Source organism: Candidatus Hydrogenedentota bacterium, from assembly GCA_013359265.1.
Classification (GTDB): domain Bacteria; phylum Hydrogenedentota; class Hydrogenedentia; order Hydrogenedentales; family SLHB01; genus JABWCD01.
In genome coordinates, this window is the sequence record JABWCD010000016.1 from 129095 (window position 1) to 147378 (window position 18284).

Genomic DNA, 18284 nt, shown 5'->3' on the forward strand with positions numbered 1-18284 from the left:
ATTTACCCTGGGGAGCTTGCATGAGAACCTATCTGCTGGTGGCGTTCGCCGTTTGCGCGATGGCGGATCCGCTCCCCGCGCCGTTCGAGTCGCTCGGTAAACCCGTGTTGAAAGCGGGCGTCATGGGCGTACTCGTTGGCCCGGGCCCGACGGACGGATCGGAGCGCATTTACGTCAATTTTCGCCAGGACGGCGGCAAGCTGTTTCTCGTCGCGATCGATCCCGATACCGGCGCGTCCGAACAGTTCAAATCCCCGGTGGGCACGGGCGCCTGGGGGTTCATCGTCGGGCCGGACAACAAGATTTACCTCGGCACGCACGAAGGTCCCGATGCGTCGGATAACGGACAGTTGCTTGTATTCGACCCGAGACAACCTGACAAGCAGATCGAGATTGTAGGCAGGCCCTCGGAAACGGAAACCTACCTTTGGCAGTTCTGTATCGGTCCCGACGAGAAGCTATACGGCTGCACGTATCCGAACGCCAAGCTCGTATCGTACGACCCGAAGTCCGGCGCGATGGAAGACCTCGGCCGCATGGACGACGAGATGATGTACTCGCGCAGCGTCGCCGCGGGTCCGGACGGAAAGATTTACGTCGCCATCGGCTACGGCAAGGCAAACCTGGTTGTCTACGATCCGAAGACGCGCGGGCACAAGTCAATTCTGCCTGACGCGTACCGTGGCGACCCGGCGCAAATTCAGACGTCCGTCTCGAAAGGCGCTGACGGAAACGTGTACGTTTCCGCGACGAAAATGGAAGTGGTTAACGGCGATCCCGAAAACGGCGAGATTAAGCGCGCCGTTTCCGTAACACTCAAGGTGCAGCCGGATGGAACGCTGACCGAAGAGCCGAACGTCCCGGCGATGGCGGCCAATCTGACGCTGAAGGATGGCCGCGTCGTTTCCAACGTCACGCTGAACGGCGCCTACGACCTGACATTGCCCGACGGCAGCGTCGCGCATAAGACGTTTAAGTACGCAGGCGACGGCGCGGGGTTGTTCCAAGTTGCGAATGGCCCGCCCGGACGAATCTACGGCGGAACATTCATGCCACTCGAGATGTTTTGGTACGAACCTGCGACGGGCGCGCTCGAAAACCCCGGCAACCCAACGGACGTCGGCGGCGAGATTTATTCGTTCCTCGACCACCACGGCGTTCTGTACTTGTGCGCGTATCCCGGCTCGTTCTTGTCGAAGTACGATCCAACGAAACCGTGGAACTACGGACCGGAAGCGGCGAACAATCCGCGGGCGTTTGGCAGACTCGGGCCCGGGCATCTGCGCCCGCGCGCGATGGTGCACGGCCCGAACGACTGGATTTACATCGGAAGCTTTCCGGAATACGGCCGGCTCGGTGGCGCGCTCGGCGTGTGGGACCCGGTGCAAGATAAGTTGGTCGAGAATTACCATCCGCTCATCGCGGACCAGTCCATCGCGGCGCTTGCCTACGATGCAACGAGCGGGATGCTCTTCGGCGGCACGAGTATTCACGGCGGCGGCGGAACGACGCCCACGCAAACTGAAGCGAAATTCTTCGTCTTCGATCCACAGCAGAAGAAGCTCGTTGGGGAAATGGTCCCCTATGAAAAATCCGAGTACATTCGCGCAATCGCGATTGTCGGTCGTCGCGTCTACGGAATCGCAAACGGCGACGATCTCTTCGCATACGACATCGACAAAAATGAGATCGTGCACAAGTCGAGCCTTGGTGTTGGGTCAGTGCTCGACGTGTCGCTTGGGCTTTGGAAAGATGGACTGCTCTACGGCGTCGCGAACAGGGAAATCTTCCGCCTCGATCCCGAAACGTTCGCCACAACTGTCCTGGCCGAATATCCCAATTCCATCCGCTGCGGATTCGCCATCGACGATCGTGGAATCTACTTCGGCGACAAGGCGGAGTTGATTCGCTATAACTGGAAGTAAGTCGGCGGGGTGCGGCAAGCCCATTCCGCACCCCGCGCAACTGCTATTTGGTCCGGAACTCCGCCGCGGAGAGAGTCTGATTGCCCGTCTCCTCAATCGCCAACACTTCATATGCGTAGGGTTTGCCGCTTTCGAAGAACGCGGCAGGCACACTGACACTGGTCGCCGTTCCAGGCATGAAGATGTTGAACTCCGGCTGAGCAAAGGCATTGGGAAACCGCGGCTTCTTGTCCAACTCCACGATCACCTGGTATCCGGCGATCGTGATCGCTTGGCCGCCTTTGATGGCAGATGTGACCGGTTCCCATTCGATAACCACGGCGTCGGGATTCACATTCTCGTCCCCGTCTTCGGGGCTGACGAGCACTGGCCCCGCGGGAATCGTGTGCGAAAAGTCCGCCGTCAGCAAGCTCTTCGCGCCGTTCACGTGGCCGGCCTCGAATGTGTACGTGCCCTCCGGAAGCCGCGCCAGCACGTCTTCGATCGGGACATCCGCGTTCGGCGGCTCGTTCGTCTCGAAGAACAGTTCCGTAAGCCCGAAATTGAAGAGACTGCCTTTCGGCGTGACGGTAACAATCGTCTGATTATCGGGCCCCGTAATCGTCAGCCGGTTCCAGGGTTCGCCATCGCCGAAACCTTGGAAACCTGTGTCCTCGTCGGTCGCGTTGTGCTCAATTAAGAGCTTCGCCGCCGTTAACGCGGGCGGCCCATTGCCTTTCACAGCCTTTGCGGCGCAGCCTTGTCCGGTCTCGAACTCACCGGAGGAAAGTGTCTGGTTTCCCGACTCCTCAATCGCCAGCACCTCGAACTTATAGCAGGCATCGTCCTCCAAGAACTCCGATGGGACGTTGACCTCGGTGACTGACGCAGGCACGTGGATGCTCATCCACGGCCGGTAAAACCCTTGCGGAAACTCGGGCTCCGCGTCCTCTTCCACAATCACTTGATAACCGACAATGGTAGCCGCTCCGCCATGAATATCCTCGGAGACAGCCTCCCAGGAAATGAAGACATTGGCCGGATCGAGTCCTTTTTCGACTTTGCCAGGCGTCAGGATTTCCGGCCCCATCGGGATTGCGTGCGTCAACAAAGCCGTTCCCATGCTCGCGGGAGCACCCACGGTGTGCGCGGCGAATCGGTAGTCTCCTTCGGGCATCCGCGCAAGGACGTCATCGATCGGCACATCGGCATTCGCCGGTTCGTTGGTTTCGAAAAACAGCTCCGTCAGCCCGAAATCGCGCAATCCGCCGCCGGCACACACCCGTAGAATCTGGCGAAAATGCGGACCGCAAATCGAGAGGTTATTCCACGGCTCTCCGTCCGCGAAGGCCTGGAATCCGGTGTCTTCATCCGTCGCATTATGTTCAATCAGCAGTTTGGCCTCTTTCAGTACCCCGCGCGGCGGGTGGGGACAACCTGCCAGCGCGGCGATCACGCAGAACGCTGCGGTCACCAAGAAGGGCCGAAACAGTTTCCTTCGCTTCGCGATGTTCATGTCTGCTTCCTTTCAGGTCAACCCGGGAGAAACGGTCAGGATTGACCCCGTTACACGTCAGGCGCGGAGCATCGTCTTGGGAACCGTAATGTTTATTCCGAAAACGCCGTCCTCGCCCAGTTCCACCTCGGCTGTGCCTCCGAGGGTGATCGCGATCTTTTGGACCAGCGACAGGCCGAGTCCGTAGTGCGCGCCCGTCATGCTGCGCGAAGTATCTCCCTGCCAGAACCGGCCGAATACATTCTTGGCCTGCTCCCGCGAAATACCGCACCCGGAATTGCGCACGCGCAACACCGCGCGCGCGCCGTTACTCCGTGCCGCTATGTCCACCCAGCCGCCATCGTTGGTGTACGAGAGCGCATTGTCGAACACGTTTCGCGCGACAATGCGCAACAGGGCCGTGTCGGACTCGAGTTGGAGGTCTTTCTCAACGTGCCAATGCACATTGATGGACCGCGCGGCAAAATCGGATCGCATCGGCGCGAACGTGGACTCGAGGAGCGTGTCGAGCGTCGTCTCTTCCGGGACGACCTCGAACTCGCCCGAATCGAGCCGCGCCAACGTAAGCAGGTTCTCCACCATTGCCTGCATGTCGTCCGCAACGTCGAGGCAGTCTCTCAGCGTGGACTCGTACTCTGGCGCGGTGCGTTCGCGCGATAGCGCGACTTCGAGCGTCGATCGAATGCCGGCCAATGGCGTGCGCAATTCGTGCGCAACGTCCGCACTGAAGCCGCGCTCGCGATCGAACGCCTGCTTCAGGCATGCGAGCATCTCATTCAGCCGGTCCACGACAGGCCTTAATTCGGCAGGACATCCCCGAATAGCGATGACAGTTGATAGGTCGTCGGGCTTGACCGTGCCTATCGCCGACGCGAGCGCATCGAGCGGCGTTATCGCGCGGTTGATTACGGCGTGGAGGAGCGCCGCGGCTATGGCGATTGTGCCGGCGCCGAACGCCAGCAGAATCAACTCCAGGCGCCCGAGCGTGGCCATGACCGGTGCAATATCGCGGGCCAGAATCAGCTCGATCCGGTCGCGCCGCGCGGTGGCCATTGCGATTTCCGATTCGGAGTTGTCTTCCTCGTCAATGGCGGGCGCGAAGTAGAGGTATGCGGCGCGTCCGTTCCGCCCGCCGGGCAGGTCGATCCAGCCGATCACCGGCCCCTCGTTTTCATCCGGCCCGTACGTAAGACTGGTTTCTTTGAGGGAAGGAGACCGATATACGACTACGTCTCCGTCCGTGAATATTTGCAGGTACGCGCCGCCGTCGTCTCGCTGAAACTCGTCCATGTCGAAGTCCTCGTTGTCGAAGACAACAAGTCCCGATTTGATTTCAACGCCGGACGACAACACTTCCGCTTGCTCGACGAGCGCATCGTCAAACTGATCGAGCAGGCTCTTGCGCACCATAATAAACAGGAATGTGCCCGACGCGACCAGAAGGGCGACCATCGCGCCGATCGCGCCGATAAGGAGTTGCTTGCGGATCGACTGCATCCCTACGGCTCCCGAAGCACGTAACCGAGACCGCGGCGCGTATGAATGAGCCGCGGCAACCCATCGCGTTCGAGTTTCTTTCGCAAATTGCCGATGAACACTTCGATTACGTTGCTGTTCGGCTCGGCATCGAAGGTATAGATGCGGTCCCAAATCATGGAACGCGTGACGACGCTTTCGGCCTTCAGCGCGAGGATTTCGAGGATGGAGTATTCGTGCGCGGTCAGATCGATTGGGTGTCCCGCGCGCGATACGGTCTTCGCGGTCCGATCGATCTGCAAGTCGCCGATGCGTATTGTTGACGATTTGGCGTTGTACTTCCGCCGCACGAGCGCGTGAATGCGCGCGAGCAACTCTTCGAACGCAAACGGCTTCACGAGATAGTCGTCCGCGCCCAGGTTCAGTCCCGTTACGCGATCCTCGAGAGTGTCTTTCGCCGTCAGAACAAGGATGTGAACTGCGTTGCCGCTCTCTCGGAGCCGTTTGAGCAAGGTCAAACCATCCATTTTAGGCAGCATAAGGTCGAGGAGGATCGCGTCATAGTCGCCCGCTTCGGCATACGCGAGGCCCTCGTCGCCGTCCTTGGTGGCATCGACGGCGAACCCGGCCTCGCGTAGTCCTTGGGTCACGGACTTGCGCAGCGGTCCGTAGTCCTCGATCAGTAAGACTCTCATGCCGCGGTTGACTCCCGGTAGGGGGTGCGAGCAAATACTACAGGGTTATCGTTCCGAATTTCGTGAGCAGGAGGTCTTCGTCCTGAATCAACCCGATTCCCGGCGCATACAGCTTGAACTCTTCCTCGTCCCCTTCCAGCGGATTCGATTCCTGCACTTTTAGACAGTGCTCAAACGTGCCTGCGGGCGTTTCCAGCGTTTCGTCCAACGCGACAATCTCTGCGCGGTCCATCGCCGCTTTCGGGTCCCACTCCTGGTAGTAGCGCGATCCAACGAGTACGAGGCCCGGCATGGCAAGGCCCGGCTTGCAGTCCGCGCTGTCCGCGCGCCACGAGTCATTCGCGATTCCGGGTTGGCCGTTCTTGTATTTCGTCGTTTGTTCGCCGAAATAGAAAATGCCGCGATTCTCGTTGCAGAACGCGAAATAGTTGCGCGAGACTTCTTTCAGTTCGCCGTTCTCCGATTCGCGTTCTTCGACAACGCGTGTCTCGATACCACCGACCTTTTCCGTTTCGTTCAGCACCGTAATGACGAGCTGTTCTGTCTCATCGCCGTCTTTGTGTTCCAAGGTGAGTTGGTATCCCGGTTCGAGGATGAAATACGCGTTTCGCCCGGTGGTTGCGAACGTGCACTTCTCCAGGCCAAACGTGTTCGTAAACTCAACCCGGTGTTGCCGCGCTTTCGCGGCCAATTTGCCGCGTGCGGCGCCCTCGTCCTTCTTGCCGAGGAGCTTTCCGTCGGTACCGATGTGAATTTCGGTTTCCCTCCCATCGGCCACTACATCGAATTCATAGAAGGTCTGGCCATTCCGCGACATCTCGGCGATGTCCTCGATTTTCCCGTTTCCTGCCTCTTTCAGGATGGCCTGGCGCACGACCTCCGGCAGCGAGTCCAGCGAAACTTTCTTTTCGCCGGGCTCCGCTTCGTCCCCGCGTTTGTCGTCCGCCGCGAACACCGCAAGTACCGATGCGCAAACCAGGACCAACCCCGCAACACAGGCGGTCCAAAACGACGATGTACGAATCATGGTGAGACTCCTTTCAAGTGCCCGGCGCGCCCGTCGTGCCCGGCCGACGAAAGAAACGATAGCAATCCTAGATGAAGGGAAGATGAACGGGGGTGGAGAGCGCGCCCTCAAGACCCCACGGCTCGATGAGTACACCGCACAAACACGCTTTCTCGTGATTCGCACAAACGCCGGCGTATGTCAACCAAACAGGGGTCGTTTCGCAGCATGGGGACATCACGCGGCGTGTGCAACACGATGGGCAAATAGGTAGAAGTACATAATGCCGTCATGCCCGGCCTCCACGGGCATTCAGTGAATTGTGTACGGTGGTCTGTATGTCCGACCCAGTAGTCTGTTCGCATCGTCGTCCGTGAAGCGTTCGGTCTTGGGATCGAAGCGCAGCGTCTTGCCCGTGCGATACGCGATATTCGCAAGGTGGAACATCGCAGCGCCAAGATGGCCCTCTTCGATGTCGGCGTTCAGGTCCTCGTGCTTGCGGCTGCGGACTGCGTTGATGAAGTTCTCGAAGTGGGGGAGGTCGCCCATTGGATTCTTGGGATCGGAGTTCGACGGGCCCGGCGTGCGTTTCGCGCCCATGAACGTGTGGTAACTGCTGTAGTCGGGAATGATCATGAAGCCATCGCTGCCGAAAAAAGTCACGCCGACGACGCTTTCGCCGTCGACGAAAGGATACTCGTCGCCCATGCCGGCCTCGGTCGTTGTGTACCACTGCCGGACCTCGAACTGGGCGAAAGTCTTGCGCCCGTCAAACGTCCACGATGCGCTCTGCATGTTTGGCGTCTCGCGGTATTCGTCGTGGACCAGTGCGCCGCCCATCGACTGCACCATCGACGCGTGTGAATCGAGCTTGAGGCCCCAGCGCATCACGTCAATCTGATGTACGCCCTGGTTCCCGATCTGTCCGTCGCCGAAATCCCAAAAGTTGTTCCATTGGTAGTACCAGATGTCGGCGTAGGGGCGGTCTGCGGCCGGACCGAGCCACAGGTCCCAGTCAAGACTTTCCGGGACCGGTATATCCTTCGGGTGCCCCATGGTGTCGCGCAGCTTGAAGGCGATGCCCCGCGCCATGTACACCTCGCCGATGACGCCCTCGTGGAGTTTACGGATTCCCTCGGCAATGTTCGCGCTGCTGCGGCATTGTGTGCCGACTTGAACAATGCGTTTGTGTTTACGCGCGGTCTCGACCATTCTGCGGCCTTCTTCGATGGTATGGGCCGCGGGTTTCTCGATGTAGACGTCCTTGCCCGCTTCGCATGCCCAGATGGTCGCGAGAGCGTGCCAGTGGTTCGGTATGGCGAACGTGACGACGTCGATGTCCTTATCGGCGAAGATGTCCCGCATGTCGATGCACGTCCGCAACTTCTTGCCGAACTGTTTTTCGAATTGCCCGGCGCGTTCGTTCACCGTATTCTCGTAACAGTCGCAGATAGCCACCAACTCTACGTTGGCCTTGCCCAGCCGGTTGAGACTGGACATGTGGTCCACGCCGCGCCCCCTGACACCCACGACTGCTGCGCGAATCCGGTCGTTTGCGCTCGCGCGCGACGCCGCGATAAACGGTCCCGCCAGCGCGGCGGCGGCCGTACACGTCGAATACTTCAAGAATGCCCTGCGGTCACTGTGTCCCATGATACCCCCCAAACGGGGCACGGAATCTTCTCGAGGGAAGCGTTGACGCACTCGTCGTGCCCCATTGCATTATTTCATAGGAGCGTTTGCGAGTTCGATGCCGGCCGCGCCGGATCGCGATTGGGCCGGCTCCTGTCATGCATGTCCCGGGCGGGTACGAGTCGGCGCATACTCAGCGCTATTTGTTGCGCTCGTGGGGGACGGGTTGGACTTGGCCCTTGACGTGGTCGCGCGTGTCACGCTCATGACGGTATTTGCCGCGCGCTTGCTGGATGCAGCCGATGACGTACAGCGACGTGATGAATAACGCCGCGGCTGCGAGACACAGATTTGCGGTAAGCCAGACCCGGCTCGGCTTGCGTTTCTTAGTAGTCATTGAGCAGTGAATTGACAGGCGATCGGGCGCCTCCGCCGGGAAAGCGAGTTCAGCGATTCGCGGCGGTCGAGACACGTAACCAAAACTGGTGCCGGGGAAGGGACTTGAACCCCCACTCCCTTGCGGGAACCGGATTTTGAGTCCGGCGCGTCTGCCAATTTCGCCACCCCGGCACGGATTGCATGATTATAAGATTCGACGGGCGAACTTTGCAAAGGCTTCGCGGGACTCGGAGTAGTGACGCCGTCTGATATCGCGTCGCAGCGAGATCCGGCTGAATGTGCCCGCGCCGCGATTCGCCTATTTCACTTCGATTTGGAACGGCGCGCAGGGAAGCCCGGCGGCGTTGCGGAGATTGCAGTCCGGGTTGTCCGCCCAAGCGTAGCGCACGTAGCGCGGTTCGGCCACGTGCGCGCACGTTAGAACGACGAGGTTGTTTTCGATCCGCGCGTCGGCCCAGTGGAAGATGTTGTCGATTCCCGCCACTGCAAAACCGCGCGGGGGCGCGCCATCCGATGTGCTTAGGCCGCCGTCGGTGTGATCGAACCGGACGTGCACAACGCTTCCGGTTACGGACGCATCCCGAATCGACGGGCCGTTCGCCGCGACGTTTTGCGCGTAGACCTGTTTCAGCGCAAGCAGCGCGAGGCGTTTCCCAACGTCCTGTTTGTTGCGCGGATGAATGTTTTCGGCGTCGCCGATGTCGATGGTCACGGCCATGCCGGTGTTCGGCGCATGCGACGCATGGGCCTGCGCGTCGCGCAGTTCGGCGAACGGCGACTGCGCATTCGCATCGGAAGTTTGCGCCCCGTAACTCGCGAGTTGCACGAACAGAAACGGCAGATCGCCCTGGCGAAACGCCGCGCGCCAATCGTTGATCAGCGCCGGAAACAACGTGCGGTATTGACGTGCGCGGCTCGCGTTGCTTTCGCCCTGGTACCACAGGACGCCGCGCAGGCCGTACGGCACGAGCGGCGCGATCATACCGTTGAACAATACGCTTGGAAGGCGGTGGTTCGTCTCGACGTAGACGGGCGGCACGGGCTTCGCCGGAGCGGTGGCGAGGTCCATGCCCGGTTTGAATCTCCAGTCTCCCGCAAGGGAGACGGAATCGGACGCAGGCGCCCCTTCGAGGTCGAGGTGCAGATCGGTTGCAGCGCCGACGAACCCTCCAACATTGCCCATGTCGTACACGCGGACCGCGATCACGTTCCGGCCCGCGCGCACGAGATGGGCCGGCACCGCATACTCGTGGCGATTACCGGCGCCTTCGCCTTGTCCGATTACTTCGCCGTTGAACCACGTCCGGTCGGAATCGTTGAGGCCTGTGAGGTGCAAACGGAGCGGGTGCTTCGCCCAAGATTCGGGTAGCTCGATCTCCTTGCGGTACCACGCGAAGCCGTCGAGGTTCGGAAATCCTTGGTCCTCCCAGACGCCCGGAGTAGTAAGGGTGGACCAGTCGCGCGCATCGAATTCCGGATCGGCCCAAATTGCCTTGCCGTCGGCGTACCCGAGATCGAGCGAATCCAAATCGGCAAACCACTGCCCGGACTTCTGCTCGAATTCCTGTCCACTGGCTGCCGACGCCGCAATGAGCTTGGGCATGAGATCGATCACCGGCCCCCAATCGGCCAGCGCGCGAAGCGCGGATTTGCTCGTCCACGCCTCGGCGGGCGAAGCGCCGCGCGACGCATTGATGAGACCAATTGGTACATTAAGTTCGCGCTGCGTGTCGCGTCCAAAGAAATAGCCGACGGCCGAAAACGCTTTCACAGTCTCCGGCGTGCATACCTGCCACGCTGCGCCGGGGCAATCGTCCTGCGGTGCGAATTTCGTTGTGCGCGGCACGTCGAACAACCGAATCGTGGGATAGTTGGCCGCGGCGAGTTCCTGTTCCACGTTGAGCACCGCGCGCGGCCCCGGCTGCATGGACATCGCCATATTCGATTGGCCGGAGCATAGCCACACTTCGCCCACGAGTACGTCCCGAATGACTTTGCGCGTGCGGCCCGCGCGTACCTCGAGTGCGTAGGGGCCGCCCGCGTCGAGCGACTCGAGGTAGAGCTGCCAGCGGCCCGCCTCGTTCGCCATTGCTTTTGAGCGTCTGCCTTCCATGCTGACGCGCACGCGCGTGCCCGGCGCGGCCTTGCCCCAGATCGCCACGGGCTTGCCCTGCTGCAAGACCATGCCATCGGAGAACAGGGCGGGAAGCGCAAGTGTTGAATCGGGCCGTTGGCCAAGCGTGTGGCAGCCGGAAATCGCGACAGCAATCACTGAAAGGACGAATCGTCGCATGGCGCACCTCGTAGGGAATCGTTGGGTACGACGCCGTTCTACTCGGAAACCGTTTGGGGATCAAGCGAATCGCTTGGGCCGGAATGTGGGGTAGTCAGTATCCGTAATCGGAGGATTCGTAGGATCGGTATGCAAGAAGCACCGCTGCCGCCGCGAGTACACTAGACGCCAGAGCGCACACGAAGAACCGTTGCCACGCCGCGCGTTGACGCAGCCATTGCATCCGTTGTGCCACCGACGCCGAACTGGCAGCCAGCACAAGGCACAATGGAACCAGCGGCGCTTCGGAGTAGATGTGGCCAAGCAGCCAGATGAACGTGGAGGCGGGCCATGCCACGGCTATGGCGCCGGCGACAGGGAAGCGTCGTGGATTGAGCCACGTTAGAGCAGCGATTCCGCCAAAGGCCGACACCACTGCGCCCGCAAGTTGCGCGAGTTTCGCGCTGCCTCCCAACACCATCACGATGCTGCCGCCGGTGAGCGCTATCAGCAGGATAGCTGCCGGCAACGCAGAATTGTCGCGGCGGGCCGAACTGTCGTGCAATTCCCACATAACAACGATGAGCGCGGCGATGGCGGCGACCCAAGCGACGCTTGAATACCACGGCCACGAATTACGGATGGGCGGGAGTAACAAGAAGGCCACAAACGCCACTGTGACTGCCCCGCGCAATACGATGCGGGAGGAGCGTTGGCCGAACAGCATTGTTTCAATACACGCAATCACGGGAAGTAAAACTGCGATATAACCAATCCAATCGGTGGTCTGTCGCGGTTGCAGCGTGGCCGCACCGAGAATCAACACGACGCCCACAGCCACACCGATACCCGTCGCCAATGCTATGACACCATGCGCCAATCCGGGCCGCGTTCCACACTTGGCGCCCGCGGTCAGCGCAAAGGCGCATAGCGCGGCGGCCACCGCGGGCGCAACGGCGCCGAGAATGGGCGTTAATGGGCCCATGCTGCCCTACGTCCGGGTTTCACATTCGCCGAGTTCGGTCCGATCGCGTACAATGCCCTCTCCACAATAGGGGCCGCGAACTATGCCAAGCATGTTTGACGCAGACACCCGTAACAATCTTCTTCGGCGCATTCGGAATCTAACGCCGGACGCGCCGCGCGCGTGGGGCCGCATGACCGCGCCGGAAATGATCGCGCATCTGACTGACCAGATGCACCACACGCTCGGCGATGCGACCGCCGCGCCCATTCGCGATTTCCGGCGTTGGCCGGGGATTAAGTATCTGGCGATTCACGTTGTCCCTTGGCCGAAAGGCCGCGTCATCGGTCCGCCGGAAGCGTTTGTGACGAAACCGGCGGACTGGCACAACGACGTCGAGATGCTCATTGCTTTGGTCGAGCGATTTGGGGCGCTCGACCCCAACGGCAAGTGGGCCGACCATGCGATTTTCGGCGCGATGACCGGGCGCGACTGGGGCGTGTTCTGCCACAAGCATTTCGATCACCACCTGCGCCAGTTCGGACAGTAGGGGCGCGCTACTTCTTTATGCCTTCGATCGCGATGGTCAGGGTGACTTCCGTGCCGATGCCGTCCGGCATGTAGTTCATACCGAAATCCGCGCGGTTGATCACGAGCGTTGCGTCCCAGCCCGCGCGTTGTTCACCCTTCATGCCCTTGCCGGAGCCGACGAACTCGGCGCTCGCAGTAACCGATTTCGTTACGCCGTGGATCGTGAGATCGCCGGTAACGTCGTATTTGCCGTCGTCCTTTTTCTTGAACGACGTGCTCTTGAACGTCATTGTCGGAAACTCGACAGTATTGAAAAAGTCCGGCCCTTTGAGGTGCTTGTCGCGGCCTGCATTTGCGGTGTCGATACTGTCGGTCTTCACTTCGATCTCGATGGAATTCTTTGAAGAGTCGGCAGAATCGATCGTGAACTTTCCGGAGCTCTCGTTGAATCGCCCGTAGGTGTAGCTCACGCCAAGGTGCTTGACGCGAAACAGGTAGTTCGAGTGGACGGCATCGATCTCGTACGTGTCGGCCGCAAACGCGGACACGGCGCCGAACAAGAATGCGAAAACCAGGATGGCCGAAAGCATTGAGCGAAACATAGAAGTCTCCTTCCTTGGGTTTAATCGAGATGCACCAGGTATGCGGGATAGGAAATGCCCGCGCAATACGGTTTTATTCCCATTCGGCCCCGTTCTATCACGCCATTGCGGCGCGCCCGAATAGGGGGGATAATGCGGCCATGACGCGGCTAACGGTAATCGTATTCTCGGGGTTCGCCATGGCCTTCGCGGCGGCGGCGGGCGATGCTCCCATCCAAATCGAGTGGCGCGAAAACATACTTACCGTTTCGGGGGCGCACATTCCGGGAGGGAAGGTCGAGACGCTTTACCTGGAGGCGTTTTGCCGGAAGGGATCAACCAACCGGAAGTGGGAGGAGACCGTCATCCCGCACACGACGCGGCTCGCCGCGGTAAGCGCGGACAAGACGCGAATCGAATTGGAGAGCAGCGTTGAAGGAGGGGTGACGGTTACGCACGATATCCGCGCAAAGGACGATTGCGTGACGTTCGACCTCGAAATCACGAACACGACGGACAACCCCGTTGACATCGATTGGGCGCAGCCCTGTATGCGCGTGGGCGATTTTACCGGGCGCGGACGAGTCGACTACATCGACAAGTGCTTCATCTTCACCGAGCGCGGCGCGACGATGCTCGACAAGACGCGTCGCACCGAGGACGCAATCTACAAGGGCGGGCAGGTCTATGTTCCGCGCGGTATCAATCGCGACGACGTGAACCCGCGGCCGCTCTCGCCCGATGTGCCGGTCAACAATTTGATCGGCTGCGTGTCCGCCGACGGAAACTGGCTGTTGGCCACGGCGTGGGACCAGACGCAGGAGCTGTTTCAGGGCATTATTACCTGTATTCACGCAGATTTTCGGATCAGCGGGCTGGGGCCGCGCGAGGTGAAGCGAATTCGAGGAGTACTGTATGTGGTGCCGAACGATCTCGATGCGCTGGTAAAGCGGTACGAAACGGACTTCCCGAATCGATAGCCCCCGCGTCGCGCGGTTAGCGGCGAATCAACTCCGCGGTAAGTGGACGCGCGCCGCCGACGCCGCCATAGCTGCCGCCGTGGCCGATCGGCGGACTGCCTATCCAACGCGGATCGATTGGCTCGTCCGCGCGTTGGTACCGCGTGTCGCATGAGAGGCGCACACGGCCCGACGGCGAACAGTTGTCGAGCGAGCCGTGCAGCATGAACATCGTGACGATGAGGATGTCGCCTGCGCGGAAATTGGTCGAAAGCAGCCTGCAATCGCGTTCGTCCGCCAGCGCAACGGGATCCATCGTGACGTGGCCGGGGCGGCTCTTGTCCTTGTCGACGTCCATTCCGCGATAGTCCGCGATGAGATCGTCCCAACGGTGCGATCCCTCGACCAACAACATCGGCCCGTCTTCCAGCGGCGCGTCGCCGAGCGCGGTCCACACGGTGTACAGACGATCAGTGCCCTTGTTCATGTACACGTGATCGAAGTGGAATGCCGACGCGCGGCCCGGCGCCATCGCACGCAGCCACAGGAAGTCGAACGGGCGCACGGGCCCGTCGAGAATGCGGCCCATGATATCGAGCATCGGGCCTGCGTGCGTGACGCGCCGAATCGCGGGGCCTTCGCATACGGACCGCCAGAACACGCCCAGGTCGGGATACATCTCCTCGCGCCGGCTCGTGCCCGTCGGCATGCCGTCAATTGCGGGCGTAAGGATTTCGCCGACTTCGACCAACCGTGAAAACACCTCTTCGCGCGCTGCCAGCACTTCGTCCTTGTGGAGCACGTCGCGCAGAAGGAGGTAACCGTCGGCGTCGAGCGCGGCGCGCAACGACGCGCCGTCGTTCACGAGGTTCGTACGCTCGGTTAACATGCCGAAGCGATGCTCCGGAATCTCGTGGCCAAGGGACGTATAGGTTTTCGTCTGCATGGAGGGCCGCCCGCAACGAGCATAGATCGCGAAGCGCGGCAAAATAAAGGACAATGGGACAGCAGGCGCCAACGCCGCTAACCGCATGGATAAGGCGATGCGAGTCGCTTACGGCTTCCGCAGGGGGCGGATTTCGACTTCGCTAATGACCGTTCCGGGCGCCGTCCGAAGCACGTCGCGAATGGCCGCGCCGACTTCCGCCGGCGTTAGTTTCCACGAGTGGTCTTCCGTGGGATCGTGGCGGTGGGACTCGGAGTCCACCGACCCGGGATAGACCGTAGTCACTTTGATTCCGAACTCACGGAGTTCGTGGAATAACGATTGCGAAAACCCCGTCACGGCGAATTTTGTCGCGGCGTATCCGCTGCCTCCAGGCAATGGAACTTTGCCGGAGATGGACGAAATATTCACGATGTGGCCGTGGCCCTGCGTTTTGAAGTAGGGGAGGACCGCGCGCGTCGCGTGGAACACGCCGTTGATGTTGGTGTCCACCATTTCGCGCCATTCGTCAGGTGCGATGTCAAACACGTTCTTGCGTACGACGAGGCCTGCGTTGTTCACCAGCGCATCGACCCCTCCCAGGCCTTCCACGATCGCGGCGATCGCAAGCGTCGTGCTATCCGGGTCGCGCAAATCGCAGGCCGCCGTGAAACAGGCGCCGCCTTGTTCTTCGATGCTTTGGCGGACGTCCTCGAGCAGGTCACGCGAGCGCGCGATGAGTCCGACTTCAAACCCATCCATCGCGAGGAACGACGCGATGCCTTTGCCGATCCCCTTGCTCGCGCCGGTGACGATGACCTTCATTCGGCTACGAAGGGCCCGCGCCTATTGCCGCGTCGGGGGACTCCCGGCCGTTGCCCAGCGCCTGCGCGACCGCGCTCAGGAACGGCTCGCGCTCGATCGGCTTGGTGAAGGTGTGCAACGCGCCGAATTCGCGCGCGCACTCGAGATTGAACTCGGTGTTGAACGCGTGCACGCTGCCGGACATCGCGATGAACCGGGCCTGAGGATAGTCGCGCCACACTTCGAGCATGGTCTCCATGCCGTTCATTCCCGGCATCACCATATCGGTGATGATGAGGTCCGCCGGCCGCTCGGAGTATTTGTGCAACGCTTCGCGGCCGTCGCCCGCTTCGTCCACGTCATACCCGGCATGTTCGAGGATGGCGCGAACGGACGCGCGGAAGGATTCATTGTCATCGATCAGTAGAATTCGCCCCCGCGGGCGCGCGCGTTCCGCGGTTGCCTGTACGTCTGCATCTATCACGTTTACCCCCCTCGGAACTCCCCACCGGCTGGCGCCGTTCCATCGCCCAATTCGGGAAGGTCTTTTACAGAACCCGACAGCGTGGCGTGAATGGCGTCCAGTACGATTCGCGCCATTGCAATCGCGTCCGCTGCTTCCTCCTTTGATACCGATCCGAGTTGCGTGTAATCGTCCTCCAATCGCTTCTCGAACAGTGCATGCAAACTCTTCGAAACCTGCTTTTCGATCCGGCCCGTCTTAACAAACGCCACATCGAACAGCGTAATGGCCCTCGCGTGACTGCGCGCGGCCAATGTTTCAACTTCAAGAAGCGCGCTAACGGCGTAGAGCGATGCGTAGTACGCGCGATTGACGACGGAACGGCCGCTTCCCCCTCCCTCCAGAACGAGACACGCATCGTAAAACGTCTCGCGCGCCCGCGACCAATGCAATGCCGCGAGCTCGCGTTTGTCCCCATCCGTCAAATGACGACGCCTTCCATCTCGATTGAGCGCACGAATCCGGATTGGGACAAGAGCGGCCCCTCGAGTCGCTCACGGGTAAGAACCACGGGCGCAAGGAGCACCTCGAATTCGAGGCTGATTTCCCATGCTACATCGGATATAACTTGCCGGACATCGCGGTCCACGCGCTCCACGATGACGAGAACGTCGAAGTCCGAGTCCGAGCGCGCATCGCCCCGGGCGCGCGAGCCGAACAGAAGAACGCTTGACACGGGTACGCAAGCGTCCTTTAGTCGCCTCTTAAACTCGGCGACTATTTGGCGATCGGCGGTATTCATACGTGGATATTGTACGGCCCGCGCCCCATTCGCGCAAGGGCCTCTATACTTGGCTACTTTTGTGCAAGCCAGTTGTAGATTGGCCGCGAATCCAATCTCACCAATTCGAACAATGCTGCGACCATGCGCACGCCTGCCTCGTCGAATTGGTTGGGGTTGACAAACTCCCAGACGATACGGTGATCCGGGGTGACCTCGAATGCGCGGCCGTTGTCCGTTTCCGTAATGAGGGTATTGCCGTTCTCCAGCCGCTGGACCGAGCCGCACCATTCCGAGTAGAACGGCGCGCCTACGTCACCGGGGTGCGACCAGACAGTCGACTGGGTGTTGGGTTCGATTTCGAGAACACGCGATTGTTCGCCCGCGCCACGATTGTCGAATACGATCAGGTTTCCATTTGGCAGGAGGGTGGGCTCGTGCTGCGCCTTCGTGATGCCGGTCAAGGCCCACGGCAAGGTCTGCCGCTCGATGTCCACCACGGCAATCGTGTTCAATTCCAGAATCGAAATCAGCAGGTTGCCTCGGGCGAAGGCGGGGTTCGCGTTCGCGTGCGCGCCATCGAGCCAGTTCAACGTGTTGGCGTGAAGCACGTCGCCACGCGCGGGGAGCCACTGCGCAAGCGATGCGTACGGCGACGCATTAAGACAATCCAGCAATGATACGTGTTTGATCTCCACGCCATCGGGGTCGAGTAGCGCAATACCGTTGTCGAGGATGTCGCCTCGTTCTTCGCTTGTCAGCACCAACACATTGCCCTCCGGTGTCAGTTCCACGTCGTGATGACACCCACGCGTGTACGACCAGAGGACATGCGAATCTTTGCCCAACTTCACGAGCGCCATTCCCTCGAAAACGACAAGCAGACTTCCGTCGGGAAGGAGGCGCGCGCGGCGCCACGATTCGCGTGCCGCGTCGCGCACATGCGCAGGCGGCGTATATCCGGGTATCGCGACATTCAAAGGACAGCGCCACGTATGCAGCGTCACGCCATCCATATCCATGAGCACCGCTTCCGGCGCATGGCCGGACGTGTATAGATTCAGACCGTTAGACGCCGCGGAGGAATCGTGAATCGTTACGCCGTGCTGGGACGTGGCGGGTTGCGTGCCCGCTGCATACCCCATTGCGTTAAGCGTGGATGCAGTCTCTGCGTCGATGTTCCGTGTTCTGTCCTGCAACGGGAACGCGTCGCCTTTGAACGGGCGGGCGCTCACAGGCTGCCCCGGCGCAATGCGCGCACGAAGCGCGTCGCGCAGTTCGAGCGGGAGCCATTCGTTGCGGTGCGCAAGATAACCGAGCCCAAACGCGATCGCCAAAATAACGACGAACAGCGCGACGTACGCCACGCGATTCAT

Annotated in this window: 18 protein-coding genes and 1 tRNA gene; 3 read left to right on the plus strand and 16 right to left on the minus strand. The window is 60.7% G+C overall.

The genetic code is table 11. The features are described from left to right. Positions 1–20: 20 nt before the first annotated feature. Positions 21–1925 (plus strand): PQQ-like beta-propeller repeat protein, encoded by a 1905-nt coding sequence (locus tag HUU46_15225; GenBank protein ID NUM54998.1) that lies wholly within the window; start codon positions 21–23, stop codon positions 1923–1925. 43 nt (positions 1926–1968) lie between these two features. On the opposite strand, the gene HUU46_15230 is transcribed toward HUU46_15225, so the two are convergent. The 9 genes from HUU46_15230 to HUU46_15270 all read right to left on the minus strand — a co-directional run bounded on the left by HUU46_15230 (position 1969) and on the right by HUU46_15270 (position 11885). Further along, entirely contained in the window at positions 1969–3420 is a 1452-nt protein-coding gene (locus tag HUU46_15230) for a hypothetical protein (GenBank protein NUM54999.1), read from the minus strand. Positions 3421–3477: 57 nt separating this feature from the next. Next, on the minus strand, positions 3478–4917 hold the full coding sequence (locus tag HUU46_15235; GenBank protein NUM55000.1) for a hypothetical protein: 1440 nt from the start codon (positions 4915–4917) through the stop codon (positions 3478–3480). 2 nt (positions 4918–4919) lie between these two features. Then, the gene (locus tag HUU46_15240; GenBank protein ID NUM55001.1) at positions 4920–5591 is read right to left on the minus strand and encodes a response regulator transcription factor; all 672 of its coding nucleotides are present in this window, start codon (positions 5589–5591) and stop codon (positions 4920–4922) included. Between the two features lie 37 nt (positions 5592–5628). Further along, positions 5629–6618: a hypothetical protein gene (locus HUU46_15245; GenBank protein ID NUM55002.1), complete on the minus strand. Its 990-nt coding sequence runs from the start codon at positions 6616–6618 to the stop codon at positions 5629–5631. A 291-nt stretch (positions 6619–6909) separates the two neighbouring features. Further along, the gene (locus HUU46_15250; GenBank protein ID NUM55003.1) at positions 6910–8250 is read right to left on the minus strand and encodes a Gfo/Idh/MocA family oxidoreductase; all 1341 of its coding nucleotides are present in this window, start codon (positions 8248–8250) and stop codon (positions 6910–6912) included. Positions 8251–8428: 178 nt separating this feature from the next. Beyond that, a complete protein-coding gene (locus tag HUU46_15255) occupies positions 8429–8626 on the minus strand; it encodes a hypothetical protein (GenBank protein ID NUM55004.1) in 198 nt (65 codons plus the stop codon). A gap of 86 nt (positions 8627–8712) precedes the next feature. Then, positions 8713–8799: transfer RNA gene (locus tag HUU46_15260), tRNA-Leu, on the minus strand. A gap of 127 nt (positions 8800–8926) precedes the next feature. Beyond that, on the minus strand, positions 8927–10921 hold the full coding sequence (locus HUU46_15265) for a 9-O-acetylesterase (GenBank protein NUM55005.1): 1995 nt from the start codon (positions 10919–10921) through the stop codon (positions 8927–8929). A 94-nt stretch (positions 10922–11015) separates the two neighbouring features. Beyond that, entirely contained in the window at positions 11016–11885 is an 870-nt protein-coding gene (locus tag HUU46_15270) for a hypothetical protein (GenBank protein NUM55006.1), read from the minus strand. An 82-nt stretch (positions 11886–11967) separates the two neighbouring features. On the opposite strand from HUU46_15270, the gene HUU46_15275 reads away from it, so the two are divergent. After that, the gene (locus tag HUU46_15275) at positions 11968–12414 is read left to right on the plus strand and encodes a DUF1569 domain-containing protein (GenBank protein NUM55007.1); all 447 of its coding nucleotides are present in this window, start codon (positions 11968–11970) and stop codon (positions 12412–12414) included. Between the two features lie 7 nt (positions 12415–12421). Here the strand turns inward: HUU46_15275 and HUU46_15280 are convergent, their stop codons facing one another. Then, entirely contained in the window at positions 12422–12997 is a 576-nt protein-coding gene (locus tag HUU46_15280) for a YceI family protein (protein ID NUM55008.1), read from the minus strand. 140 nt (positions 12998–13137) lie between these two features. On the opposite strand from HUU46_15280, the gene HUU46_15285 reads away from it, so the two are divergent. After that, entirely contained in the window at positions 13138–13956 is an 819-nt protein-coding gene (locus HUU46_15285; GenBank protein NUM55009.1) for a hypothetical protein, read from the plus strand. Between the two features lie 16 nt (positions 13957–13972). Here HUU46_15285 and HUU46_15290 read toward each other — a convergent pair whose 3' ends face one another. The 6 genes from HUU46_15290 to HUU46_15315 all read right to left on the minus strand — a co-directional run bounded on the left by HUU46_15290 (position 13973) and on the right by HUU46_15315 (position 18284). Then, positions 13973–14881 carry a phytanoyl-CoA dioxygenase family protein gene (locus tag HUU46_15290; protein NUM55010.1) on the minus strand — a complete coding sequence of 303 codons (909 nt, stop codon included), beginning with the start codon at positions 14879–14881 and terminating at the stop codon, positions 13973–13975. Positions 14882–14989: 108 nt separating this feature from the next. After that, complete coding sequence (locus tag HUU46_15295; protein NUM55011.1) at positions 14990–15685, minus strand: SDR family NAD(P)-dependent oxidoreductase; 696 nt, start codon at positions 15683–15685, stop codon at positions 14990–14992. A gap of 4 nt (positions 15686–15689) precedes the next feature. After that, positions 15690–16148 (minus strand): response regulator, encoded by a 459-nt coding sequence (locus HUU46_15300; protein ID NUM55012.1) that lies wholly within the window; start codon positions 16146–16148, stop codon positions 15690–15692. A 2-nt stretch (positions 16149–16150) separates the two neighbouring features. Next, on the minus strand, positions 16151–16612 hold the full coding sequence (locus tag HUU46_15305) for a HEPN domain-containing protein (GenBank protein NUM55013.1): 462 nt from the start codon (positions 16610–16612) through the stop codon (positions 16151–16153). After that, complete coding sequence (locus HUU46_15310; protein ID NUM55014.1) at positions 16609–16863, minus strand: nucleotidyltransferase domain-containing protein; 255 nt, start codon at positions 16861–16863, stop codon at positions 16609–16611. The genes HUU46_15305 and HUU46_15310 overlap by 4 nt, the downstream gene beginning before the upstream one ends. A gap of 119 nt (positions 16864–16982) precedes the next feature. Continuing rightward, positions 16983–18284: an aryl-sulfate sulfotransferase gene (locus HUU46_15315; GenBank protein NUM55015.1), complete on the minus strand. Its 1302-nt coding sequence runs from the start codon at positions 18282–18284 to the stop codon at positions 16983–16985.

Bases quoted from the DNA above. Each gene is read 5' to 3' on its own strand.
- HUU46_15275 (NUM55007.1), top strand. From the start codon at position 11,968: ATGCCAAGCATGTTTGACGCAGACACCCGTAACAATCTTCTTCGGCGC.
- HUU46_15230 (NUM54999.1), bottom strand. From the start codon at position 3,420: ATGAACATCGCGAAGCGAAGGAAACTGTTTCGGCCCTTCTTGGTGACC.
- HUU46_15240 (NUM55001.1), bottom strand. From the start codon at position 5,591: ATGAGAGTCTTACTGATCGAGGACTACGGACCGCTGCGCAAGTCCGTG.
- HUU46_15235 (NUM55000.1), bottom strand. From the start codon at position 4,917: ATGCAGTCGATCCGCAAGCAACTCCTTATCGGCGCGATCGGCGCGATG.
- HUU46_15225 (NUM54998.1), top strand. From the start codon at position 21: ATGAGAACCTATCTGCTGGTGGCGTTCGCCGTTTGCGCGATGGCGGAT.
- HUU46_15270 (NUM55006.1), bottom strand. From the start codon at position 11,885: ATGGGCCCATTAACGCCCATTCTCGGCGCCGTTGCGCCCGCGGTGGCC.
- HUU46_15280 (NUM55008.1), bottom strand. From the start codon at position 12,997: ATGTTTCGCTCAATGCTTTCGGCCATCCTGGTTTTCGCATTCTTGTTC.
- HUU46_15245 (NUM55002.1), bottom strand. From the start codon at position 6,618: ATGATTCGTACATCGTCGTTTTGGACCGCCTGTGTTGCGGGGTTGGTC.
- HUU46_15265 (NUM55005.1), bottom strand. From the start codon at position 10,921: ATGCGACGATTCGTCCTTTCAGTGATTGCTGTCGCGATTTCCGGCTGC.
- HUU46_15290 (NUM55010.1), bottom strand. From the start codon at position 14,881: ATGCAGACGAAAACCTATACGTCCCTTGGCCACGAGATTCCGGAGCAT.
- HUU46_15285 (NUM55009.1), top strand. From the start codon at position 13,138: ATGACGCGGCTAACGGTAATCGTATTCTCGGGGTTCGCCATGGCCTTC.
- HUU46_15250 (NUM55003.1), bottom strand. From the start codon at position 8,250: ATGGGACACAGTGACCGCAGGGCATTCTTGAAGTATTCGACGTGTACG.
- HUU46_15255 (NUM55004.1), bottom strand. From the start codon at position 8,626: ATGACTACTAAGAAACGCAAGCCGAGCCGGGTCTGGCTTACCGCAAAT.
- HUU46_15315 (NUM55015.1), bottom strand. From the start codon at position 18,284: ATGAATCGCGTGGCGTACGTCGCGCTGTTCGTCGTTATTTTGGCGATC.
- HUU46_15295 (NUM55011.1), bottom strand. From the start codon at position 15,685: ATGAAGGTCATCGTCACCGGCGCGAGCAAGGGGATCGGCAAAGGCATC.